The 17793-nt window shown below is 68.2% G+C and carries 17 protein-coding genes; all 17 read left to right on the plus strand.

Annotated features, from left to right (window positions below; all coding sequences use genetic code 11):
• Positions 1 to 6 precede the first annotated feature (6 nt).
• The 17 genes from HFGMBDPB_RS16985 to tssE all read left to right on the plus strand — a co-directional run bounded on the left by HFGMBDPB_RS16985 (position 7) and on the right by tssE (position 17783).
• On the plus strand, positions 7 to 492 hold the full coding sequence (locus HFGMBDPB_RS16985) for a TssQ family T6SS-associated lipoprotein (protein WP_223275220.1): 486 nt from the start codon (positions 7 to 9) through the stop codon (positions 490 to 492).
• Positions 493 to 543: 51 nt separating this feature from the next.
• Positions 544 to 2694 (plus strand): type VI secretion system-associated FHA domain protein TagH, encoded by a 2151-nt coding sequence (gene tagH / locus HFGMBDPB_RS16990; RefSeq protein WP_212645849.1) that lies wholly within the window; start codon positions 544 to 546, stop codon positions 2692 to 2694.
• On the plus strand, positions 2691 to 3479 hold the full coding sequence (locus tag HFGMBDPB_RS16995) for a PP2C family protein-serine/threonine phosphatase (protein WP_046240040.1): 789 nt from the start codon (positions 2691 to 2693) through the stop codon (positions 3477 to 3479). Before tagH ends, HFGMBDPB_RS16995 begins: the two co-directional genes overlap by 4 nt.
• Positions 3480 to 3498: 19 nt before the next feature.
• Complete coding sequence (tssJ, locus tag HFGMBDPB_RS17000; RefSeq protein WP_016446983.1) at positions 3499 to 4098, plus strand: type VI secretion system lipoprotein TssJ; 600 nt, start codon at positions 3499 to 3501, stop codon at positions 4096 to 4098.
• A gap of 17 nt (positions 4099 to 4115) precedes the next feature.
• Positions 4116 to 5450: a type VI secretion system baseplate subunit TssK gene (tssK, locus tag HFGMBDPB_RS17005; protein WP_016446984.1), complete on the plus strand. Its 1335-nt coding sequence runs from the start codon at positions 4116 to 4118 to the stop codon at positions 5448 to 5450.
• A 21-nt stretch (positions 5451 to 5471) separates the two neighbouring features.
• Positions 5472 to 6803 carry a DotU family type VI secretion system protein gene (locus HFGMBDPB_RS17010; protein WP_043790650.1) on the plus strand — a complete coding sequence of 444 codons (1332 nt, stop codon included), beginning with the start codon at positions 5472 to 5474 and terminating at the stop codon, positions 6801 to 6803.
• Between the two features lie 5 nt (positions 6804 to 6808).
• Complete coding sequence (gene tssM, locus HFGMBDPB_RS17015) at positions 6809 to 10465, plus strand: type VI secretion system membrane subunit TssM (RefSeq protein WP_212645850.1); 3657 nt, start codon at positions 6809 to 6811, stop codon at positions 10463 to 10465.
• Positions 10447 to 11151 carry a type VI secretion system-associated protein TagF gene (gene tagF, locus HFGMBDPB_RS17020; RefSeq protein WP_212645851.1) on the plus strand — a complete coding sequence of 235 codons (705 nt, stop codon included), beginning with the start codon at positions 10447 to 10449 and terminating at the stop codon, positions 11149 to 11151. Before tssM ends, tagF begins: the two co-directional genes overlap by 19 nt.
• Before the next feature lie 59 nt (positions 11152 to 11210).
• Positions 11211 to 12236: a type VI secretion system protein TssA gene (gene tssA / locus HFGMBDPB_RS17025; protein WP_017405326.1), complete on the plus strand. Its 1026-nt coding sequence runs from the start codon at positions 11211 to 11213 to the stop codon at positions 12234 to 12236.
• Entirely contained in the window at positions 12233 to 12655 is a 423-nt protein-coding gene (locus tag HFGMBDPB_RS17030; RefSeq protein ID WP_016446989.1) for a hypothetical protein, read from the plus strand. The genes tssA and HFGMBDPB_RS17030 overlap by 4 nt, the downstream gene beginning before the upstream one ends.
• Before the next feature lie 123 nt (positions 12656 to 12778).
• On the plus strand, positions 12779 to 13321 hold the full coding sequence (gene tssB, locus HFGMBDPB_RS17035) for a type VI secretion system contractile sheath small subunit (protein WP_212645852.1): 543 nt from the start codon (positions 12779 to 12781) through the stop codon (positions 13319 to 13321).
• A 28-nt stretch (positions 13322 to 13349) separates the two neighbouring features.
• On the plus strand, positions 13350 to 14843 hold the full coding sequence (gene tssC, locus HFGMBDPB_RS17040; protein ID WP_016446990.1) for a type VI secretion system contractile sheath large subunit: 1494 nt from the start codon (positions 13350 to 13352) through the stop codon (positions 14841 to 14843).
• 117 nt (positions 14844 to 14960) lie between these two features.
• Entirely contained in the window at positions 14961 to 15332 is a 372-nt protein-coding gene (locus HFGMBDPB_RS17045) for a hypothetical protein (RefSeq protein WP_013802359.1), read from the plus strand.
• 29 nt (positions 15333 to 15361) lie between these two features.
• Positions 15362 to 15901 carry a hypothetical protein gene (locus tag HFGMBDPB_RS17050; RefSeq protein ID WP_249343485.1) on the plus strand — a complete coding sequence of 180 codons (540 nt, stop codon included), beginning with the start codon at positions 15362 to 15364 and terminating at the stop codon, positions 15899 to 15901.
• 48 nt (positions 15902 to 15949) lie between these two features.
• Positions 15950 to 16759: a type VI secretion system accessory protein TagJ gene (locus HFGMBDPB_RS17055; RefSeq protein WP_212645854.1), complete on the plus strand. Its 810-nt coding sequence runs from the start codon at positions 15950 to 15952 to the stop codon at positions 16757 to 16759.
• Between the two features lie 11 nt (positions 16760 to 16770).
• Positions 16771 to 17217: a DUF4087 domain-containing protein gene (locus HFGMBDPB_RS17060; RefSeq protein ID WP_212645855.1), complete on the plus strand. Its 447-nt coding sequence runs from the start codon at positions 16771 to 16773 to the stop codon at positions 17215 to 17217.
• Between the two features lie 11 nt (positions 17218 to 17228).
• The gene (gene tssE, locus HFGMBDPB_RS17065) at positions 17229 to 17783 is read left to right on the plus strand and encodes a type VI secretion system baseplate subunit TssE (protein WP_016453373.1); all 555 of its coding nucleotides are present in this window, start codon (positions 17229 to 17231) and stop codon (positions 17781 to 17783) included.
• Positions 17784 to 17793: the final 10 nt, after the last annotated feature.

Consider the following 17793-nt stretch of genomic DNA (forward strand, 5'->3'; position numbering starts at 1 on the left):
ATGTCCATGCATATCCCTCACTCCCTCCAGCGCCTGACCCTTGCCCTTGCCGTTGCCTTCGGGCTGGCCGCCTGCGAAACCGCACCCAAGCCGGTGGAGCCCGAGCCAGCACCGCCCGTGGTGCAGGCGCCTGTCGAGCCCGTCAAGCCCGTGGACCCGGTGGTGATCAAGGAGCAGGAGCTGGTCGAGGCCATCCAGCTCTACGTGGATGGCCGCTACGAGGATGCCATCACGGCCCTGACGCCCCTGTCCACCGCGCAGGAGCTGCCGATGAGCAGCCAGGTCAAGGCGCTCAAGTACATCGCCTTCAGCCACTGCGTGGAAGGCCGCCGCAAGCCCTGCCGGCAGCACTTCGACATGGCCCTGGCCCTGGACCCCACCTTCCAGCTGACCGAGGCCGAAAAGGGCCATCCCACCTGGGGCCGGGAATTCAACAATGCCCGCGCCGCGCTGCGCAACAAGCGCCCGGCGCCCGCGCGCAAGGCCTCCTGAGGCCTGCCGAGGCCCCCGACGCTTCCTGAAAACTGCCTAGCCTAAGACTCCATGGACAAAATCGAACTCAGGGTCGTGGACCACGATGGCGTTGCGGTCGACCGCCACTGGCATGCCGTATTCGGCATGGCAGGCGGCACGATCGGACGCAGTGGCCAGAACAAGCTCATCATCTCGGATCCGGACGCTTCCGTGGCGCGCGTGCACGCCATGGTCAGGCTCGATTCCGAGGGAGCCTTTGTTGCGAACCTGAGCGAGCGTGATCCCATCTGGGTGGCAGACCAGCCCGTGCGCTCGGGCCAGGAAGTGGCCCTGACACTGGGCGCGCGCATCCGCATCGGCGCCTACACCCTGGCCGCCGTGGCGCCGGGCACCCCTTTCGAGGCACCGGCCTCGCCCGGTGCAGCCGTGCCGGCGCCTGCCAGCGCAGCATTTGCAGCGGCTGTGACGCCCTCAGCACCTTCTGCGTCCTCAGCATCCTCAACGCCATCGGTTCCCTCGCCGGTCACGGCAATCCCGCAGCCACAGATCCAGCAGCCCCCCGCAGTTGACAGCCCCCTGCAGCCGCAATCAACGGGGCCGGCAGAAGCTGCGCCACTGGCAGACGTTCTGCCTCCAGCCGCCGCCGGCATCGCCGATCCCTGGGAAGGCCTGACGGCGCTGAGCCTGGATGACATCCAGACCCCGCCTGCGCCTTCTGCCGAGAGTGCAATCCCCCCCGAGCAAGCGGCCATGGCGATGCCGCAGCCGGCCAGGCCGCAGCATCGCCCGCTGCTGATTCCCAATGATTTCGACCCCTTTGCACCGCCGCCCGAGCAGGCTCGGCAGCAGGAAGAAGGCTGGGCCGGCCTGCCCTCGCACGGCAAGGGCGAGCTGATTCAGCAGCGCCATGACGGCATGGTCCAAACGCTTCCCCTCAAGGGCCTGAGCACCGAGGCACTGCATGACGCCTCCCATACCGGCCTGCCTTCGTGCTTCGAGGCATCGCAAAAGCTCGATCCGCTCGCGCTGTTCGACCAGGGCGGCCTGCCCGGCGACGCAGCGCCGCTGCAACAGGCATCGGGCCGGGGCTCCGAGCTGGGCCAGGCCTTCAACCTGCCGCGCATGCAGCCGCCTGCGCAGCCTGCTGCACAGGGTGCAGCGGCGCCGGCCCAGCCGGCCGGCCTGGAGCAGTCATTGGCGCCTGCGGCGCAGACACAGCAACCTGTACAGGTTCAGGCCGCACCAGCTGCCGTACCAGTTGCCGTATCAGCTCCCTTACCTGCCGCTGCACCAGTTGCTGCACCGATGGCCACGGCCCCCGCTGCCGCGACGGCCCCCGAAATCCCCGCCGAGCCCGTCGTGCTCGACGGACTGCTGCCCACCAACGGGCTGGACCTGGACATCTTCCAGTCCGGCGCAGGCCAAGCTGCGCCAGCCATCGTTTCTGCCGCAAGCGCTGCCGCCGCTCCCGCCAACACCAGCTCCAGCGTCCACTTCAACGCAGCCTCCAGCATCCTCGGCCAGGGCGCCGCCGCCATTCCCGTCGGCACCCTGCCCTGCACCGCCGCGCCTGTCGATGCTCCGGTGCAGCCCCAGCCGGCCGCCAGCGCCGCCCACGCCGACCTGCAGGCCCTGGCCACGGCCTTCATGGAAGGCGCGGGCCTGAACCCGGCCAAGACCCATTTCGAGGTCACGCCCGAATTCATGCGCACCTTCGGCGAAGCCCTGCGCATTGCCGTGCAGGGCACCATCGACCTGCTGGCGGCGCGCTCCGAGATCAAGCGCGAGTTCCGTGCCGGCGTCACCATCATTGCCACGGGCGCCAACAACCCGCTCAAGTTCCTGCCCAATTCCGAGGGCGTGCTCATGCAGATGGTCCACCAGACCTTCCCGGGCTTCATGAAGCCGCTGCCCGCCATGCAGGACGCCTTCCAGGATCTGCACGTGCACCAGCTGGCCCTGATGGCCGGCATCCGCGCCGCCTATGCCGAGGCCCTGACCCGGTTCGATCCGACCGAGCTGGAGCGCCGCACCGAAACCAACCCCGGCCTGCTGGACAAGCTGCTGACCAATGGCCGCAAGGCTGCGCTGTGGGACGACTACAAGCACAACTTCGACGTGCTGCGCCGCCATGCCGAGGACGATCTGATGGCCTTCTCGGGCCGCACCTTCGTCGAGGCCTACGAAAACGCCGAGCAGTCCGTGAAAGGCCAGCCGTGATCGCCTACCTCGACGGAGACGGCCACCGCTACAGCATCCAGGTGGCCAGCGCATCCCACAGCGGCAGGCGTTCCAGCAACGAAGACGCCATGGGCCTGATGGACCTGGGCGCCGGCGGCCTGTGCTGCACCCTGGCCGATGGGGCTGGCGGGCACGGGCATGGCGAACTTGCCGCCCAGCTCACGGTCCAGGCCGTGCTGGAGGGCTTCCGGGAGAACCCGCTGTTCGCCCCTGCCAGCCTGGCCTCCCTGATTTCCCAGGCGGAGCACCGCGTCAGCGGCCAGCAGTCCACCTCGGCCTCGCGCATGCACATGAGCGCCACCGTGGTGGTGCTGTGCATCGACCCCGGACAGGGCCGCGCCCTGTGGGCGCACTGGGGCGACTCGCGCCTGTACTGGTTCCGCGCGGGCCGCATGCACCTGCGCACCGAAGACCACAGCCTGGTGCAGCAGCTGCTGCACGCCGGCCTGTACGAAGAGAACGACCCGCGCCGCCTGCCCAACCGCAACGTCCTGGCCGGCGCCATCGGTGCCGAAGGCCAGGTGCCGCCCAGCATCCGCTCCGCCGCCGTGGCCCTGGAGCCCGGCGATGTCTTTTTGCTGTGCTCGGACGGCCTTTGGGAGGGCATGCACGAGTCGGAAATGGAGCAGCTGCTGGCCGCGAGCCAGCGCCCCGACGAATGGATACAGCGCATGGTCGGCCGCGTCGTATCCAGCGGCAATCCGCACCAGGACAACCTCAGCGCGCTGACGGTGTGGATCTGCCCGCGTGACACCAATGACTGATATCGAGACAGGAGAAGCCATGTGGAAATCGCATGCACCGCATGTACCGCAAGCGCGCCGTCAGGCGCTGCAAACGCTGGGCGCCTTGGGCCTGGGCACGGCAATGGCGACCGGCCTGGCCGGCTGCGGCTCCCTCAATCCCCTGAGCCGCGCGCCTGAAGTGGCGCCCACGGCCGTGCCCGCCGCCGTGTTCGAGGTGGTGGCCGACATGGACATCAACCCCGACCGCGAAGGCATCCCCAAGCCCGTGCTGCTGCGCATCTACGAGCTGCGCGCCTCCGCCGCCTTCGACCGCGCCGGCTTCTTCGACCTGCAGGACAAGGACGACGGCCAGCTGGGCAGCGACTTCGTGCGGCGCGAGGAATTCCTGATCGCGCCCGGCCAGCGCCAGGTGATTGAGCGCAAGGGCAACCCCGATGTGCGCGCCTTCGGCCTGTTCGCCGCCTACCGCGATCTGGAGCGCAGCACCTGGCGCGCCTCGGCCGCCGCGCCCAACTCCGTGGAGCTGCGCAGGCGCTGGTGGGGCATGGGCTCCACCGAAAAGCTGCAGCCCGTGCGCTACCAGGTGCACCTGACCCGCGAGGAGGTCACCGTGCGCATTCAACCCGCATCCCAATAAACGCACATCTATCCACCATGGTCTGGCAACGCAAAGTCATCTGGGCCGAAGGCATGTTCCTTCGGCCCCAGCACTTCCAGCAGCAGGAGCGCTTCCTGTTCCGGCAACTGCAGTCGCGCAGCCTGCCGGGACAGCCCTTTTTCTGGGGCTTCTCGGAACTGGAGCTGGACACCGATCTGCTGCGCATGGGCAAGCTGGGCATACGCTCGGCACACGGCGTGCTGCCCGACGGCACGCCGTTCCAGCTGCCGGGCGACGACGAGGCGCCCACCCCGCTGGACATCGGCAAGGACCTCAAGGACGTGGTGGTGCACCTGGCCCTGCCGCTGCGCCGCCTGTCGGGCAGCGAGGTCACCTTTGGCGAAGGCACGCAAAGCCCCGCGCGCTATCTCAGTGACGTGACCGAAGTGGCGGACAGCAACGACGTGGGCGCCCAGCCCGCCGAGGTGCAGCTGGGCCGGCTGCGCCTGAGCCTGCGCCCCGCCCACGAGCTGACCGAAGGCTGGGTCAGCCTGCCCGTGGCCCATGTGGTCGAGCGCCAGGCCAGCGGCGGCGTGCTGCTGGAGCCCGGCTTCATTCCCACCGTGGTCAACAACGGGCCCAGCTCAGTGCTCAACACCTTCTGCAAGGAAATCCACGGCCTGCTGCGCCAGCGCGGCGAGGTTCTGGCCCAGCGCATGATCCAGCCCGAGCGCGGCGGCATCGGCGAGGTCGGCGACTTCCTGCTGCTGCAGCTCATCAACCACTGGACGGGCGCCGCCCAGCACTGGGTGCGCACCGGCAGCATCCATCCCGAGCGCCTGTTCGAGGAACTGCTGCGCCTGGCCGCCGAGCTGACCACCTTCGACCACGAGCGCCGCCGCCCCGAGGTGCTGCCCGTCTATGACCACGACGACCTGCGGCGCAGCTTTCCGCCGCTGATGCTGGAGCTGCGGCGCAGTCTGTCCTCGGTGCTGGAGCAAAACGCCATCCAGATCCCGCTGCACGACCGCCAGTACGGCGTGCGCGTGGCGCTGATCCCGTCCACCGAGCTGCTGACCACCTGCGACTTCGTGCTGGCCGCCCATGCCCAGACCACGCCGGAATTCCTGCGCACCCACTTCCCCACCCAGACCAAGCTGGGCCCGGTGGAGCGCATACGCGACCTGGTGAACCTGCACCTGCCCGGCGTCACGCTGCGGCCGCTGCCCATCGCCCCGCGCGAGATCCCCTACCACGCGGGCTACAACTATTTCGAGGTGGACACCACGCACGACCTGTGGAACCAGCTGCAAAGCTCCGGCGGCCTTGCCATGCACGTCTCCGGTGAATTCCCCGACCTGCAGCTGGAGTTCTGGGCCATCCGCCGCTGACGGCGCGACGCATCTTCCGACATGAACAGTTCCAACATCAGCCACCAAATGCCCTGGGGGAGAGACGGCGACGCGGGCCGAGCCGAAGGCGCAGCCAGCGGCGCAACCGCGCCTGCCGGCCAGGAGCCGCTGCGCTCCAACCTGCCCGACGTGGTCAGCGGCGGCAACCCGCTGGTGGCCGCCGCCAACCAGCTGCTGAACCTCATCCCCCAGATCCGCGCCATGGTCACCAACGAAGACCCGCGCGCGCTGCAGCAGCTGCTGCTCGAACACATACGCGAGTTCGAGCAGCGTGCCGGCGCCAGCGGCGTGCCCATGGAAACCATCATCGGCGCACGCTACTGCATCTGCACCGTGCTCGACGAAACCGCCGCCCAGACGCCCTGGGGAAGCGCAGGTATCTGGCCTCACTACAGCCTGCTCGTGGCCCTGCACAACGAAACCTGGGGCGGCGAGAAGTTCTTCCAGTTGCTGGCCCGGCTGGTGCAGACGCCGCACCAGCACATCGACCTCATCGAGCTGCTGTACTACTGCGTGATGCTGGGCTTCGAAGGCCGCTACCGCGTGATCGACAACGGCCGCGCCCAGCTGGAGACGCTCAAGGCGCGCCTGCTGCAGCTCATCGAATCGACGCGCGGCGACCGCAGCAGCCTGCTGTCCGTGCACTGGCGCGGCGTGCAGCGCCTGGCCTCGCCGCCCTGGGCCATGGTGCCGCTGTGGGTGGCGGCAGCCATCACGCTGCTGCTGGCGTTCTTCATCTACCTGTGGTTCAGCTACCGGCTGTCCAACAGCTCGGATGATCTGTTCGCCGCCATCAACGAGATCCGGTTCCCGCGCACCTCGGCGGCTGCCACCGTGGCCACCATCAAGCCGCGGCTGCGCCAGTTCCTGGAGCCCGAAATCCGCGAAGGCCTGGTCAGCGTGCGCGACGAAGCCGACCGCAGCACCGTCATCCTGCGCGGCGACGGCCTGTTCGACCCGGCTGCCACCGTCGTCAAGCCCCGCTACGTGCAGGTCATCCACCGCGTGGCCGCGGCGCTGGACGAAGTGCCGGGCAAGGTCATCGTCAATGGCTACACCGACAACCTGCCCATCCGCACGGCACGCTTCCCCTCCAACTGGAACCTGTCGCAGGAGCGCGCCCAGGCCGTGTCCCAGATGCTGGGCGGCTCGCTGCGCGACCGCCAGCGCCTGCATGCCGAGGGCCGTGCCGACAGCGACCCCGTCGCCCCCAACAACACGGCCGAAGGCCGGGCGCTGAACCGGCGGGTGGAAATCGTCCTGCTGGTCGCGCCCCAGCAGCGTGACCAGCAACTGCAGGCCCTGCCTGCCGCACCCGAGACCAGGAACTGACCCCCATGATCCGTCGCATCGCCTCATGGCTGTTCAACCGCTACATGCTGGAGCTTCTGGGCCTGGTGGCCCTGAGCCTGCTCATCTGGTTCGTCGGCCCCCTCGTCTTCATCCAGCCCTACCAGCCACTGGGCAGCCCCACCGTGCGCTGGTGGTTGATCGCCGGCCTGTTCATCCTCTGGTTCCTGCGCCTGCTGCTGAAATGGTGGCGCGCACAGCGCATGAACGAGCACCTCATGACCGGCCTGTCCCGCCTGACCTCGCCGCGCGAGGCGGACGGCACGCCCGCTGCCGGCTCCGAGGAAGTGGCCGAGCTGGAGTCCCGCTTCAAGGAAGCCCTGGACACGCTGAGCAAGACCCGCTTCGGCCAGACCGAAGGCGGCCTGTTCGGGCGCTGGAACAAGCGCTACATCTACCAGCTGCCCTGGTACCTGATCATCGGCTCGCCGGGTTCGGGCAAGACCACGGCCCTGATCAACTCGGGGCTGGACTTCCCGCTGGCGGCCCAGTTCGGCAAGCGCGCCATCCCCGGCATGGGCGGCACGCGCAACTGCGACTGGTGGTTCACCGACCAGGCCGTGCTGCTGGACACGGCCGGCCGCTACACCACCCAGGAAAGCGATGCGGAGCAGGACAAGGCTGCCTGGAAGGGCTTCATGCAGCTGCTCAGGCGCTTTCGCGGACGCCAGCCGGTCAACGGCGTCATCGTCACGCTCAGCGTGCAGGAGCTGCTCAGCAGCAGCGATACCGAGCGTGCCCAGCTGGCCCAGCTGATCGGCCTGCGCCTGAGCGAGCTGTGCGAGGAGCTGACCATCCGCTTTCCCGTCTACGTGCTGGTCACCAAGAGCGACCTGCTGGCGGGCTTCAACGAGTTCTTCGGGGCCATGAGCCGCGAGGAGCGCGCTCAGGTCTGGGGCTTCACCTATCCCTATGACGAAAAGACCCAGCGCTCGCCCGCCAGCGACCCGCAGGCGGCCAGTGCCCTGTACATGCAGGAGTTCGACGCCCTGGTCGCCCAGATCAACCGCCTGCTGCCCCAGCGGCTGATGACCGAGCCCGATCTTGCGCGCCGCAGCCTGCTCTACGCACTGCCCCAGCAGTTTGCCGGCCTCAAGGACGTGGTGCGCGACACGCTGGATGCGGCGTTCTCCGCCTCGCGCTTCAAGGAAAAGCCGCTGCTGCGCGGCGTCTACTTCACCAGCGGAACGCAGGAGGGCATGCCCTTTGACCGCGTGATGTCGGCCCTGTCGCGCCGCTTTGCGCTGCGCGGCCGCCTGCCGGCCGATGCCGTGCCCCAGCAGGGCCGCAGCTACTTCCTGGAGTCGCTGTTCAAGGACGTGATGTTCAACGAGTCCGGCCTGACCGGGCGCAACGCCAAGAAAGAGCGCCAGCTGCGCCTGATGCAGGCCGCCGGCCTGTGCGCCCTGCTGCTGGCCCTGGGCGGCGCGGCCCTGGCCTGGACGCTGAGCTACGAGAACAACCAGCGCTACCTGAACGAAGTGGCCGACAACGCCGGCACGCTGCGCCAGGCCGTGGAGGAATCCAAGGCCACCGATCCCGACAACGTGGTCGCCCTGGTGCCCATGCTCAACCACGCGGCGCGCGTGGCGCAGAGCAGCCGCTTCGAGGAATCAGCCCCGCTGGGCTGGCGCTGGGGCCTGCTGCAGGTGCCCAAGGTGCAGACGGCCGCCCACGCCACCTACCTGCGCCTGCTGGAAGACGCCTGGCTGCCGCGCCTGAGCAGCCATGTCGCGCGCTCGCTGCGCCAGGTCAGCACCGGCAGCCCCGAGGCCAGCTACGAAACGCTCAAGGCCTATCTCATGCTCTACGAGCCCGACCACTTCGACGCCACCTTCGTCAAGGCCTGGCTGCGCAGCGATTGGGAAAACACCCTGCCCCAGCATCTGGTGCAGGCCGGCCTGGTGGACCAGCTGTCCGAGCACCTGGACCGCCTCATCGACGGCCGCGTGGTGGTCTCCGCCCAGCCCATCGACGCCAACCTGGTCGCCGAAGTGCGCCAGCGCCTGGCCCAGATGTCGCCCGCCCAGCGTGCCTACAGCCGCCTCAAGCAGCTGCTGAACACCGGCGACAAGCTGCCGCCCGACTTCAGCGTGGTGCGTGCCAGCGGACCCGAGGCGCCCCAGGTCTTTGCGCGTGCCAGCGGCAAGCCGCTCACCCAGGGCATCAGCGGCCTGTTCACCTATGACGGCTACCACGGCCTCTTCCTGCACGAGCTGCCCAAGGTCACCACCTTGCTGGCCAAGGAGGAAACCTGGGTGCTGGGCCAGGCCGAAGGCCGGCGCAGCGTGGCCCAGGAAGTGCTCACGGGCCAGCTGGCCAACGAGGTCAAGCGCCTGTACCTGATGGAGTACGCGCGCCTGTGGGAAACCTTCCTGGCCGACATCCGCCCCATACGCACGGCCTCGCTGGAGCAGGCCGGCGAGCAGGCCCGCCTGTACTCGTCCGCCAACTCCAGCCTGGAGCAGTTCATCCGCGCCGTGGCCCGCGAGACCACGCTGGCCCGCCGCCCGGACCAGCAGGAAGGCGGCAGCTCGGGCAGCACCAGCAGCTGGCTGGGCGAGAAACTGCAGCGCATCCGCGAGGAACAGCAACAGCTCAGCCGCCTGACCGGCAAGCCGCTGAACGTGGGCGGCATGCTGGCCACCGGCACGCTGGAGGCCGACATCGTGGACTTCCGCTTCCGCGAATACCGGCGCCTTGCCACCAGCAACGGCTCGGGCCCGGCGCCCATCACCGCCAGCCTGCAGGTGCTCAACGAGGCGGCGGCCGTCATCGCCTCGGCGCGCCAGCAGGTGATCCAGGGCGGCGGCGTGCCTCCCTCGCTGAGCGGCACGCTGGAGAAGGTGCGCTCGGAGGCCAAGCGCGTGCCGCCTCCGCTCAACAGCATGTACGAGGCCCTGGCCACCTCCACCTCGTCCTTCGTGGGAAGCAGCGTGCGCAGCACGCTGGGCGGCAACCTCAACGCCACCATCGGCGACTTCTGCCGCCGAGCCATCCTGGGCCGCTACCCCTTCACGCGCAGCGCCACGCGCGACGTGACCACGGACGACTTCGCCCGCCTGTTCGCCACCGGCGGCACCATGGACGAGTTCTTCCGCACCCAGCTGCAGACCATGGTGGACATCTCCACCGTGCCCTGGACCTTCAAGCAGGGTGTGGACGGCACGCCGGTGGGGGGCTCTGCCTCGCTGGCCGCCTTCCAGCGCGCGGCCTCCATCCGCGACGTGTTCTTCCGCGCAGGCGGCAACACGCCCGGCATCCGGCTGGAGATCAAGCCGCTGGACATGGACGCCTCCATCTCCCAGATGGTGCTGGACGTGGACGGCGAGATCGTGCGCTACCAGCACGGCCCGCAAATCCCCAAGGCCGTCTCCTGGCCCGGCACGCGCGGCACAGGCCAGGCCCGGCTGCAGATCACTGCGGCCGGCGCGCAGAACACCGGCATCGTGACCGAAGGCCCCTGGGCCCTGCACCGCCTGTTCGACCGCGCCCAGATCCTGCCGGGCAACTCGCCCGAGCGCTTCACGGCCATCTTCACCATCGACGGGCGCAAGCTGCGCATGGAAGTCACCACCAGCAGCGTCCTCAACCCATTCCGGCTCAAGGCCATGGAGGAATTCGAATGTCCGGACCGGCTGTGAACGCCATGACTGTCCAGCGGCCATGCGCCGCCTGGTGGGGCAAGCTGCCCAGCCAGGGCGATTTCGTCGGCCGGCGCATGCCCCACGCACTGACCATGCGCTGGGACGAATGGCTGCGCAACGGCATGGACCAGTTGCGCAGCGATGCGGCCGATGGCTGGTCCACGCGCTTCGTGCACTCGCCGCTGTGGTTCTTCCTGTGCCCTGCCTCCATCCTGGGCCAGTCCATGGTGGGCGTGATCGGCCCCAGCTCCGACCGCATCGGCAGGCTCTTTCCGCTGGCCATCATGGCCACGGTGGACGGCAGCTCCGGCATACCGGCGTCGGACCAGGACATCGAACGCTTTCTGAGCGGCGCACGCGATGCGCTCATCGACGCGCGACGCCTGCCCCTGTCGGCCCAGCAGCTCGACGAGCGGCTGGGCACCCTGCAATGGCCGTTCCAGCAGGAGCGCAGCGCGCCGGACAGCACCTCCATCCACAGCCTGCTGGCGGACCTTGACATGGGCGCCTCGCAAGGCAACGCCGCGCGCCTGCCGCGCATGGACTGGCGCGCCTGCATGCGCGCCGGTTCCACCACCTCCGTCTGGTGGATCTCGGCCACGCCGCGCCACGCCCCTGACGAAGTGGTCCAGCACGAAGTGCTGCACCGCCGCCTGTTCACCCGGCTGTTCAAGGGCGCCTGAACCCGCACAGAGCGCACGGCCCCTGCACACCAAACCCCAAGCCACATCGAATCCCGCCCATGGCCAATATCCAGGACCTGCTGACCGAGACATCCGCCGAGCCCCCCTGCGGCCCGGACCTCACCTATGACAACGACTTCCAGTCCATGGAAAGCGCTGCGCAGGGCAAGGTCGAACAGCAGTTCGGCGACACCGTCATCCCCGCCGAACCACCGGACTGGCGCGACGTGGAGCGCCAGGCCTCGGCCCTGATGCAGCGCACCAAGGACCTGCGCGTGGCCGTGCTGCTGTGCCGTGCCTGGACCATCCTGCACGGCCTGCCCGGCACGCTGCAGGGCCTGCAGCTGTGCGCCGCCCTGCTGGAGCGCCACTGGGAGCATGTCCACCCCCTGCCCGAGGACGGCGACGACTACTTCATGCGCATGAACGCCCTGGGCACCCTGTCGGACGTGACGGGCTTTGTGCGCGACCTGCGCAACGCCGACTTCCTGCGCGGCGCCCTGGGCCAGATCAGCGTGCGCGACGCCGAACTGATGGCCAGGGGCAACGTGCCCGAGGACCTGCCGCACCTGACCGCCGACGAGCTGCGCATGGCCTCGGCCCGCGCACATGCCGAGGGCCACGAAACCCTGCTGGCCGTCACCCCCGCGCTGCAGGAACTCGACCGGATCCGCGCCTGCTGCGAACAGCACCTGCCCAGCCACCAGCAGCCCGAGCTCGACGGCCTGCGCCAGCTGCTGCTGGCCCTCGGTCAATGGCTGCCCCAGTCCACAGGCGACGCCGACACGGCCGCTGAAACCGATCCGGCCGCACAGGCCGGCACCGGGGACGGCCTGGCATCCCAGCCCGCGCCCGGCACCCCCCACACCCCGGCACGCAACCGCGAACAGGCGATTGCCCAGTTGCTGGAAATCGCCGCCTTCGTGGAGCGCACCGAGCCCTCCAACCCCGCCCCCCTGCTCATCCGCCGCGCCGCCCGCTTCATGCGCATGGGCTTCATGGACATCCTGCGCGAACTGTCGCCCGACAGCCTGGCCCAGGTGGAAGTGATCACGGGCGCCCACCTGCAGGAGCAGCAGACATGAAGGCCAAATGCTGTTTCATGGCCCTGGGCGTGGGTCTCTCGACGCCAGCCTTCGCAGATGCCGGTGCACGGCATGCAAACGCCATCGAGCGCATCACGATCCGCGACGGCACCGCCAAAAGCGAAGACCCCCGCATCCATTGCGATTCACTGCGCATTGACGAAAAGCGCGCGCGCTACTTCCTGCGCCACGCCAAGTCCAGCAGCCAGTTCAATTACGCGCATGCCTATGAAACCGGTAGCTGCAGTGCCCGTGCCGTCGTGCGCTTCAAGGGCGGCCGCCAGGTCAATCTGACCATCGACAGCGGCACCGGCTGGGGGACGACGGAGAACAAGCGCTCCATCGCCTACCTCTACTGCGAGGAATGCACGGATCTGCTGGACCCGGACTTCGCTTTCAAGGAGCCGGCTGCCCCATGACCCCCACCCCGTCCACCTGTTTCCACACGGCCTCTTGCGCCCTCAGCCCTTCGGTCCGCCGCAAGGCGGGACTCCAGGCTTTTTACTTCTGCGACCTATTTTTTTCTTGAAAGGAACACCCGCATGTCGCTCACCAAAACCGGCAAGAGTGGTCAGAAATTCATCGCGCGCAACCGTGCGCCGCGCGTGCAGATCGAGTACGACGTCGAGATCTACGGTTCGGAAAAGAAGGTGCAGATCCCCTTCGTGATGGGCGTGCTGGCCGATCTGTCGGGCAAGCCCGTCGATCCGCTGCCCGAGATCGCCGACCGCAAGTTCCTGGAAATCGACATCGACAACTTCGATGCGCGCATGAAGTCCATCAAGCCCCGCGTCGCCTTCCAGGTGGACAACACGCTGACGGGCGAGGGCAAGCTCAACATCGACCTGAGCTTCGAGAGCATGGAGGACTTCTCCCCCGCCGCCATCGCGCGGCGCGTGGGCGCGCTCAACTCGCTGCTGGAGGCACGCACCCAGCTGCACAACCTGCTGTCCTACATGGACGGCAAGCAGGGCGCCGAGGAGCTGATCGGCAAGGTGCTCAAGGACCCTGCGCTGCTCAAGTCGCTGGCCGCCACGCCCAATATCACTGCCCCGCAGGCCTCGGGCCCTGCATCCGAGGCTTGAGGCAGCACATCAGGAAGGCAAGCACGTCATGAATACCGCAACCCAACTCGAACAATCGACCCAGGCGCTGGCCGGCAGCGAATTCGGCAGCCTGCTGCAAAAGGAATTCAAGCCCAAGACCGAGCAGGCCCGCGAAGCCGTGGAAGCGGCCGTGCAGACGCTGGCCCAGCAGGCCCTGGGCTCGGCGATCACGCTGTCCAACGATGCCTACCAGACGGTGCAGGCCATCATTGCCGAGATCGACCGCAAGCTGTCCGAGCAGATCAACCGCATCATCCACCACGACGACTACCAGAAGCTCGAAGGCGCCTGGCGCGGCCTGCACCACCTAGTGACCAACACCGAGGTGGACGAGATGCTCAAGATCCGCGTCATGAACATCTCCAAGAAGGAGCTGCACCGCAACATGCGCCGCTTCAAGGGCGTGGGCTGGGACCAGAGCCCCGTCTTCAAGAAGGTGTACGAAGAGGAGTACGGCCAGTTCGGCGGCGAGCCCTTCGGCTGCCTGGTGGGCGACTATCACTTCGACCACAGCCCGCCGGACGTGGAGCTGCTCGGTGAAATGGCCAAGGTGGCCGCCGCGGCCCACTGCCCCTTCATCTCGGGCGCGGCGCCCGCCATCATGCAGATGGAATCCTGGCAGGAGCTGGCCAACCCGCGCGACCTGACCAAGATCTTCACCAACACCGAGTACGCCGCCTGGCGCAGCCTGCGCGAGTCCGACGACGCCAAGTACATCGGCCTGGCCATGCCCCGCTTCCTGGCACGCCTGCCCTACGGCGCGCGCACCAACCCGGTCGATGAATTCGATTTCGAGGAAGAAACCGACAGCGGCGACCACGGCAAGTACTGCTGGGCCAACTCGGCCTACGCCATGGCGGTCAACATCAACCGCTCGTTCAAGTACTACGGCTGGTGCACCTCCATCCGCGGCGTGGAATCGGGCGGCGCGGTGGACAACCTGCCGGCCCACACCTTCCCCACCGACGATGGTGGCGTGGACATGAAGTGCCCCACGGAAATCGCCATCAGCGACCGCCGCGAGGCCGAGCTCGCCAAGAACGGCTTCATGCCCCTGGTGCACCGCAAGAACTCGGACGTGGCCGCCTTCATCGGCGCCCAGTCGCTGGCCAAGCCCGCCGAGTACTACGACTCCGACGCCACGGCCAATGCCAACCTGTCGGCGCGCCTGCCCTACATGTTCGCCTGCTGCCGCTTCGCGCACTACCTCAAGTGCATCGTGCGCGACAAGATCGGCTCCTTCCGCGAGCGCACCGACATGGAGCGCTGGCTCAACGACTGGATCATGAACTACGTGGACGGCGACCCGGCCAACTCCTCGCAGGAAACCAAGGCCCGCAAGCCCCTGGCCGCCGCCGAGGTGCAGGTGCAGGAAGTCGAGGGCAACCCCGGCTACTACACCTCCAAGTTCTTCCTGCGCCCCCACTACCAGCTGGAAGGCCTGACGGTGTCGCTGCGCCTGGTGTCCAAGCTGCCTTCCGTGAAGCAGGGCGCGAAGTAAGACTGTCCGCCCACCTGGCTCCTGGTGCCGACACGCTCGCACCAGGGCCAGGCCCCATAACAAGAAACAGGCCTGGAGAAGCTTTCCCCTCCAGGACCCAATTCAGAGAGGCTTTTCATGCCCTGGAATGTAGACAACGCCGTCGCCACCCTGCAGACCAATGCCCGCGCCAGTTCCGCCGGCTACTGCGCGCGCTATGTGCGCGATGCGATCGGCGCTGGCGGCATCGCACTGCAGCGCACGCGCGATGCCAAGGACTACGGCACCAGCCTGGTGGCCGCCGGCTTCACACGCTACGACGCCATGCCCGAAGGTGGCTACAAGAAAGGCGATGTGGCCGTGATGCAGGGCTTCACCTCATCGCCCGCCGGCCACATGCAGATGTTCGACGGAAGCGTCTGGATCTCGGACTTCAAGCAGAACGGCTTCTGGGCAGGCCCCGGCTACCGCACCCACAAGCCCGCTTTCAAGATCTACCGCCATCCCTGATGCGCCTGATGCGCCCATTGAGCCACGCCATGAACGCCTGTTCCAAAACCTTCTTCACCCTGCTGCTGGCCGGCACGGCCTGCGCCACGGTGCAGGCCGCCCCCGCCACGGCAGCGGACATCACCACCCTGTTCACCGACGCCCTGCATTGCCGCATCGAGTTTCCCGATGGCCGCGACGAAGCGCTGGCCCAGCGCCTGCGCGCACAGGGCGTGACCGTGGTGGACCGCGCACCCGGCGAAAGCCTGGACCTGCTCTACCTGTTTGCCACGCCGCTGGAGATCGATGGCACGCAGGTGTCCTCCATCACCGTGCGCGGCGGCAGCGGCAGCATTGTCGCGGCGCGCGCCACGGGCAGCCTGCAGGCGCTGGTCCAGCGCACCAAGGCCCGGCCGCAGGCGCGCAGCCGCTGGGATCTTGAAGGCTTTGGCGAGCTGCCCGCCCAGTACACGCGCGCCATGCCGCTCAGAAAGGGCCTGGACGAGACGCCACCGCGCATCGTCATCGGCCATGTGGCCGGCGAGGCGCCCTACGCCGTGCGCTGGGGCTGCCGCTCCTACGACGACTGACCGGGGCGCAGCCGCACCCCGCCCCTCTCTTTTTCCTGCGTTTTCACCATGCCCCTGCCCAGCTTCACCTCACAGCTTTCCCTGGACGAGCAACTCAAGGCCCTGAAGGACCAGATCCGCCAGGCCCCGGCCTCGGCGCCCCTGCGCGTCTACTACTTCCAGCTGCTGTGCGTGCTGGGCGAATGGCAAAAGGCGCTGGAGCAGCTGCAGCTGTGCGCCCAGCTCGACCCGTCGTGCGAGCCCATGGCGCGCGCCTACCGCGAGGCCATCCGCTGCGAAGTGCTGCGCGCCGAGGTCTTCGCCGGCAAGAAGAAGCCCTTTCTCATGGGCGAGCCCGCGCAATGGCTGGCCTGCCTGATCGACGCCCTGGCCCATGAAGGAGCAGCTGCCCAGGACCTGCGCGCCCGCGCCCTGGACGAGGCGCCCGCCACCGCAGGCCACATGGGCGAGCACCGCTTCGAATGGCTGGCCGACAGCGATACCCGCCTCGGCCCCGTCTGCGAGCTGCTGGCGCACGGCAGCTACTACTGGCTGCCCTTCGACGCCATTGCACAGATCGGCTTCGAGCCCGTGCAGGACCTGCGCGACCTGATCTGGCTGCCCTGCGAGGTCACGCTGCGCGAGGGCGGCGCGCTGCAGGGCTTCATGCCTGCGCGCTATCCGCTGGCGCCCGGCGATGACGACGCCGTCCGCATGTCGCGCCGCACGCAGTGGAGCCCGCTGGACACAGGCTCCTCCGATCCTGACGAATCCTCGGGCCACGTGGCCGGCCACGGCCAGCGCACCTGGGTCACCGACTCCGAGGACTTTCCCATGCTGCAGGTGCGCCAGCTGGCGCTGGACACCGCCACGCGATGACGGAGCAGGCCATGCACGGAACAGTCGCCCCCGCGTCCCCGCAAGCCCTGCGCTGCCCGTTCTTGCTGCTGGCTGCCTTGCTGTGTCTGGGCCCGTGGCCTGCATCGGCCTCCAGCCACGGCCCGGCCAATGCCCTGCGCTGCGGCTGGTTCGACAACCCCACGCCCGCCAATGCCTCGTTGACCGATCGCGATACCGAATGGACCGTTGGCGTGCAGGGCGGCCATCAGGTCCAGGGCGACTGGCCCCGCTTTGCAAACCGTGACTGGGTGCGTACCGGCCATGGCAGCCACGGCTATGGCTGCGCCTGCATGAAGGTGTCCACCGATGAAAAGGAGCAGATCGTTCAGATCTTCTCTGCCCGTTCGCGCCCTCTTTCCGCCTGCCGCCAAGACCCGGCGTTGAAGGCGAAGGAGCCCGTGAACCCCCTGGCGGCTGCCCGGCCGGCCGGTTCCTGAAGAAACAAGCCATGCGCCCCAGTCCCCTCAACCCCATGCCCACGCTGCGCACGCGCCAGAACCAGGCGACAGCAGCCAAGGACCGGCTGCAGCCCGCCCTGCTGGACCGGCTGACCGACCATGAGCCCCATCTGCGCACCGAGCGGCCCGATGCGGTCTTCGTGAACGAATCCCGCCTGCGCGAGGCCCTGCTGCGCGACCTGGGCTGGCTGCTCAATGCGCGTGATGCCTGGGACCACGTGGAGATGGAGGGGCTGGAGCATGTGCAGCGCTCGGTCATCAACTACGGCATGCCGCCGCTGGCCGGCCAGCTGCTGTCCGAGCTGGACTGGGGCCATGTGGAACGCAGCATCCGCGAAAGCATCCTGGCCTTCGAGCCGCGCATCCTGCCCAAGACGCTGGCCGTGACGCTGCTGGCCTCCACCGAGCAGCTCAACCACCACAACACGCTGCAGTTCGAGATCCGCTGCCAGTTCTGGTCCATGCCCTATCCGCTGGAGCTGTTGCTCAAGACCAGCCTGGACCTGGAGACCGGCCAGGTCTCGCTGCAAAACCTCAGGGCCTGAGCCCGGACGC

This window comes from Delftia sp. PE138, assembly GCF_018320755.1.
Lineage (GTDB): Bacteria > Pseudomonadota > Gammaproteobacteria > Burkholderiales > Burkholderiaceae_C > Comamonas > Comamonas tsuruhatensis.

Coding starts and splice junctions, on each gene's coding strand:
- HFGMBDPB_RS17055 (WP_212645854.1), top strand. CDS start 15,950: ATGCCCCTGCCCAGCTTCACCTCACAGCTTTCCCTGGACGAGCAACTC.
- HFGMBDPB_RS17050 (WP_249343485.1), top strand. CDS start 15,362: ATGAACGCCTGTTCCAAAACCTTCTTCACCCTGCTGCTGGCCGGCACG.
- HFGMBDPB_RS17060 (WP_212645855.1), top strand. CDS start 16,771: ATGCACGGAACAGTCGCCCCCGCGTCCCCGCAAGCCCTGCGCTGCCCG.
- tssE (WP_016453373.1), top strand. CDS start 17,229: ATGCGCCCCAGTCCCCTCAACCCCATGCCCACGCTGCGCACGCGCCAG.
- tagF (WP_212645851.1), top strand. CDS start 10,447: ATGTCCGGACCGGCTGTGAACGCCATGACTGTCCAGCGGCCATGCGCC.
- HFGMBDPB_RS16985 (WP_223275220.1), top strand. CDS start 7: ATGCATATCCCTCACTCCCTCCAGCGCCTGACCCTTGCCCTTGCCGTT.
- tssC (WP_016446990.1), top strand. CDS start 13,350: ATGAATACCGCAACCCAACTCGAACAATCGACCCAGGCGCTGGCCGGC.
- tssJ (WP_016446983.1), top strand. CDS start 3,499: ATGTGGAAATCGCATGCACCGCATGTACCGCAAGCGCGCCGTCAGGCG.
- tagH (WP_212645849.1), top strand. CDS start 544: ATGGACAAAATCGAACTCAGGGTCGTGGACCACGATGGCGTTGCGGTC.
- HFGMBDPB_RS17010 (WP_043790650.1), top strand. CDS start 5,472: ATGAACAGTTCCAACATCAGCCACCAAATGCCCTGGGGGAGAGACGGC.
- tssB (WP_212645852.1), top strand. CDS start 12,779: ATGTCGCTCACCAAAACCGGCAAGAGTGGTCAGAAATTCATCGCGCGC.
- HFGMBDPB_RS17045 (WP_013802359.1), top strand. CDS start 14,961: ATGCCCTGGAATGTAGACAACGCCGTCGCCACCCTGCAGACCAATGCC.
- tssK (WP_016446984.1), top strand. CDS start 4,116: ATGGTCTGGCAACGCAAAGTCATCTGGGCCGAAGGCATGTTCCTTCGG.
- tssA (WP_017405326.1), top strand. CDS start 11,211: ATGGCCAATATCCAGGACCTGCTGACCGAGACATCCGCCGAGCCCCCC.
- HFGMBDPB_RS17030 (WP_016446989.1), top strand. CDS start 12,233: ATGAAGGCCAAATGCTGTTTCATGGCCCTGGGCGTGGGTCTCTCGACG.
- tssM (WP_212645850.1), top strand. CDS start 6,809: ATGATCCGTCGCATCGCCTCATGGCTGTTCAACCGCTACATGCTGGAG.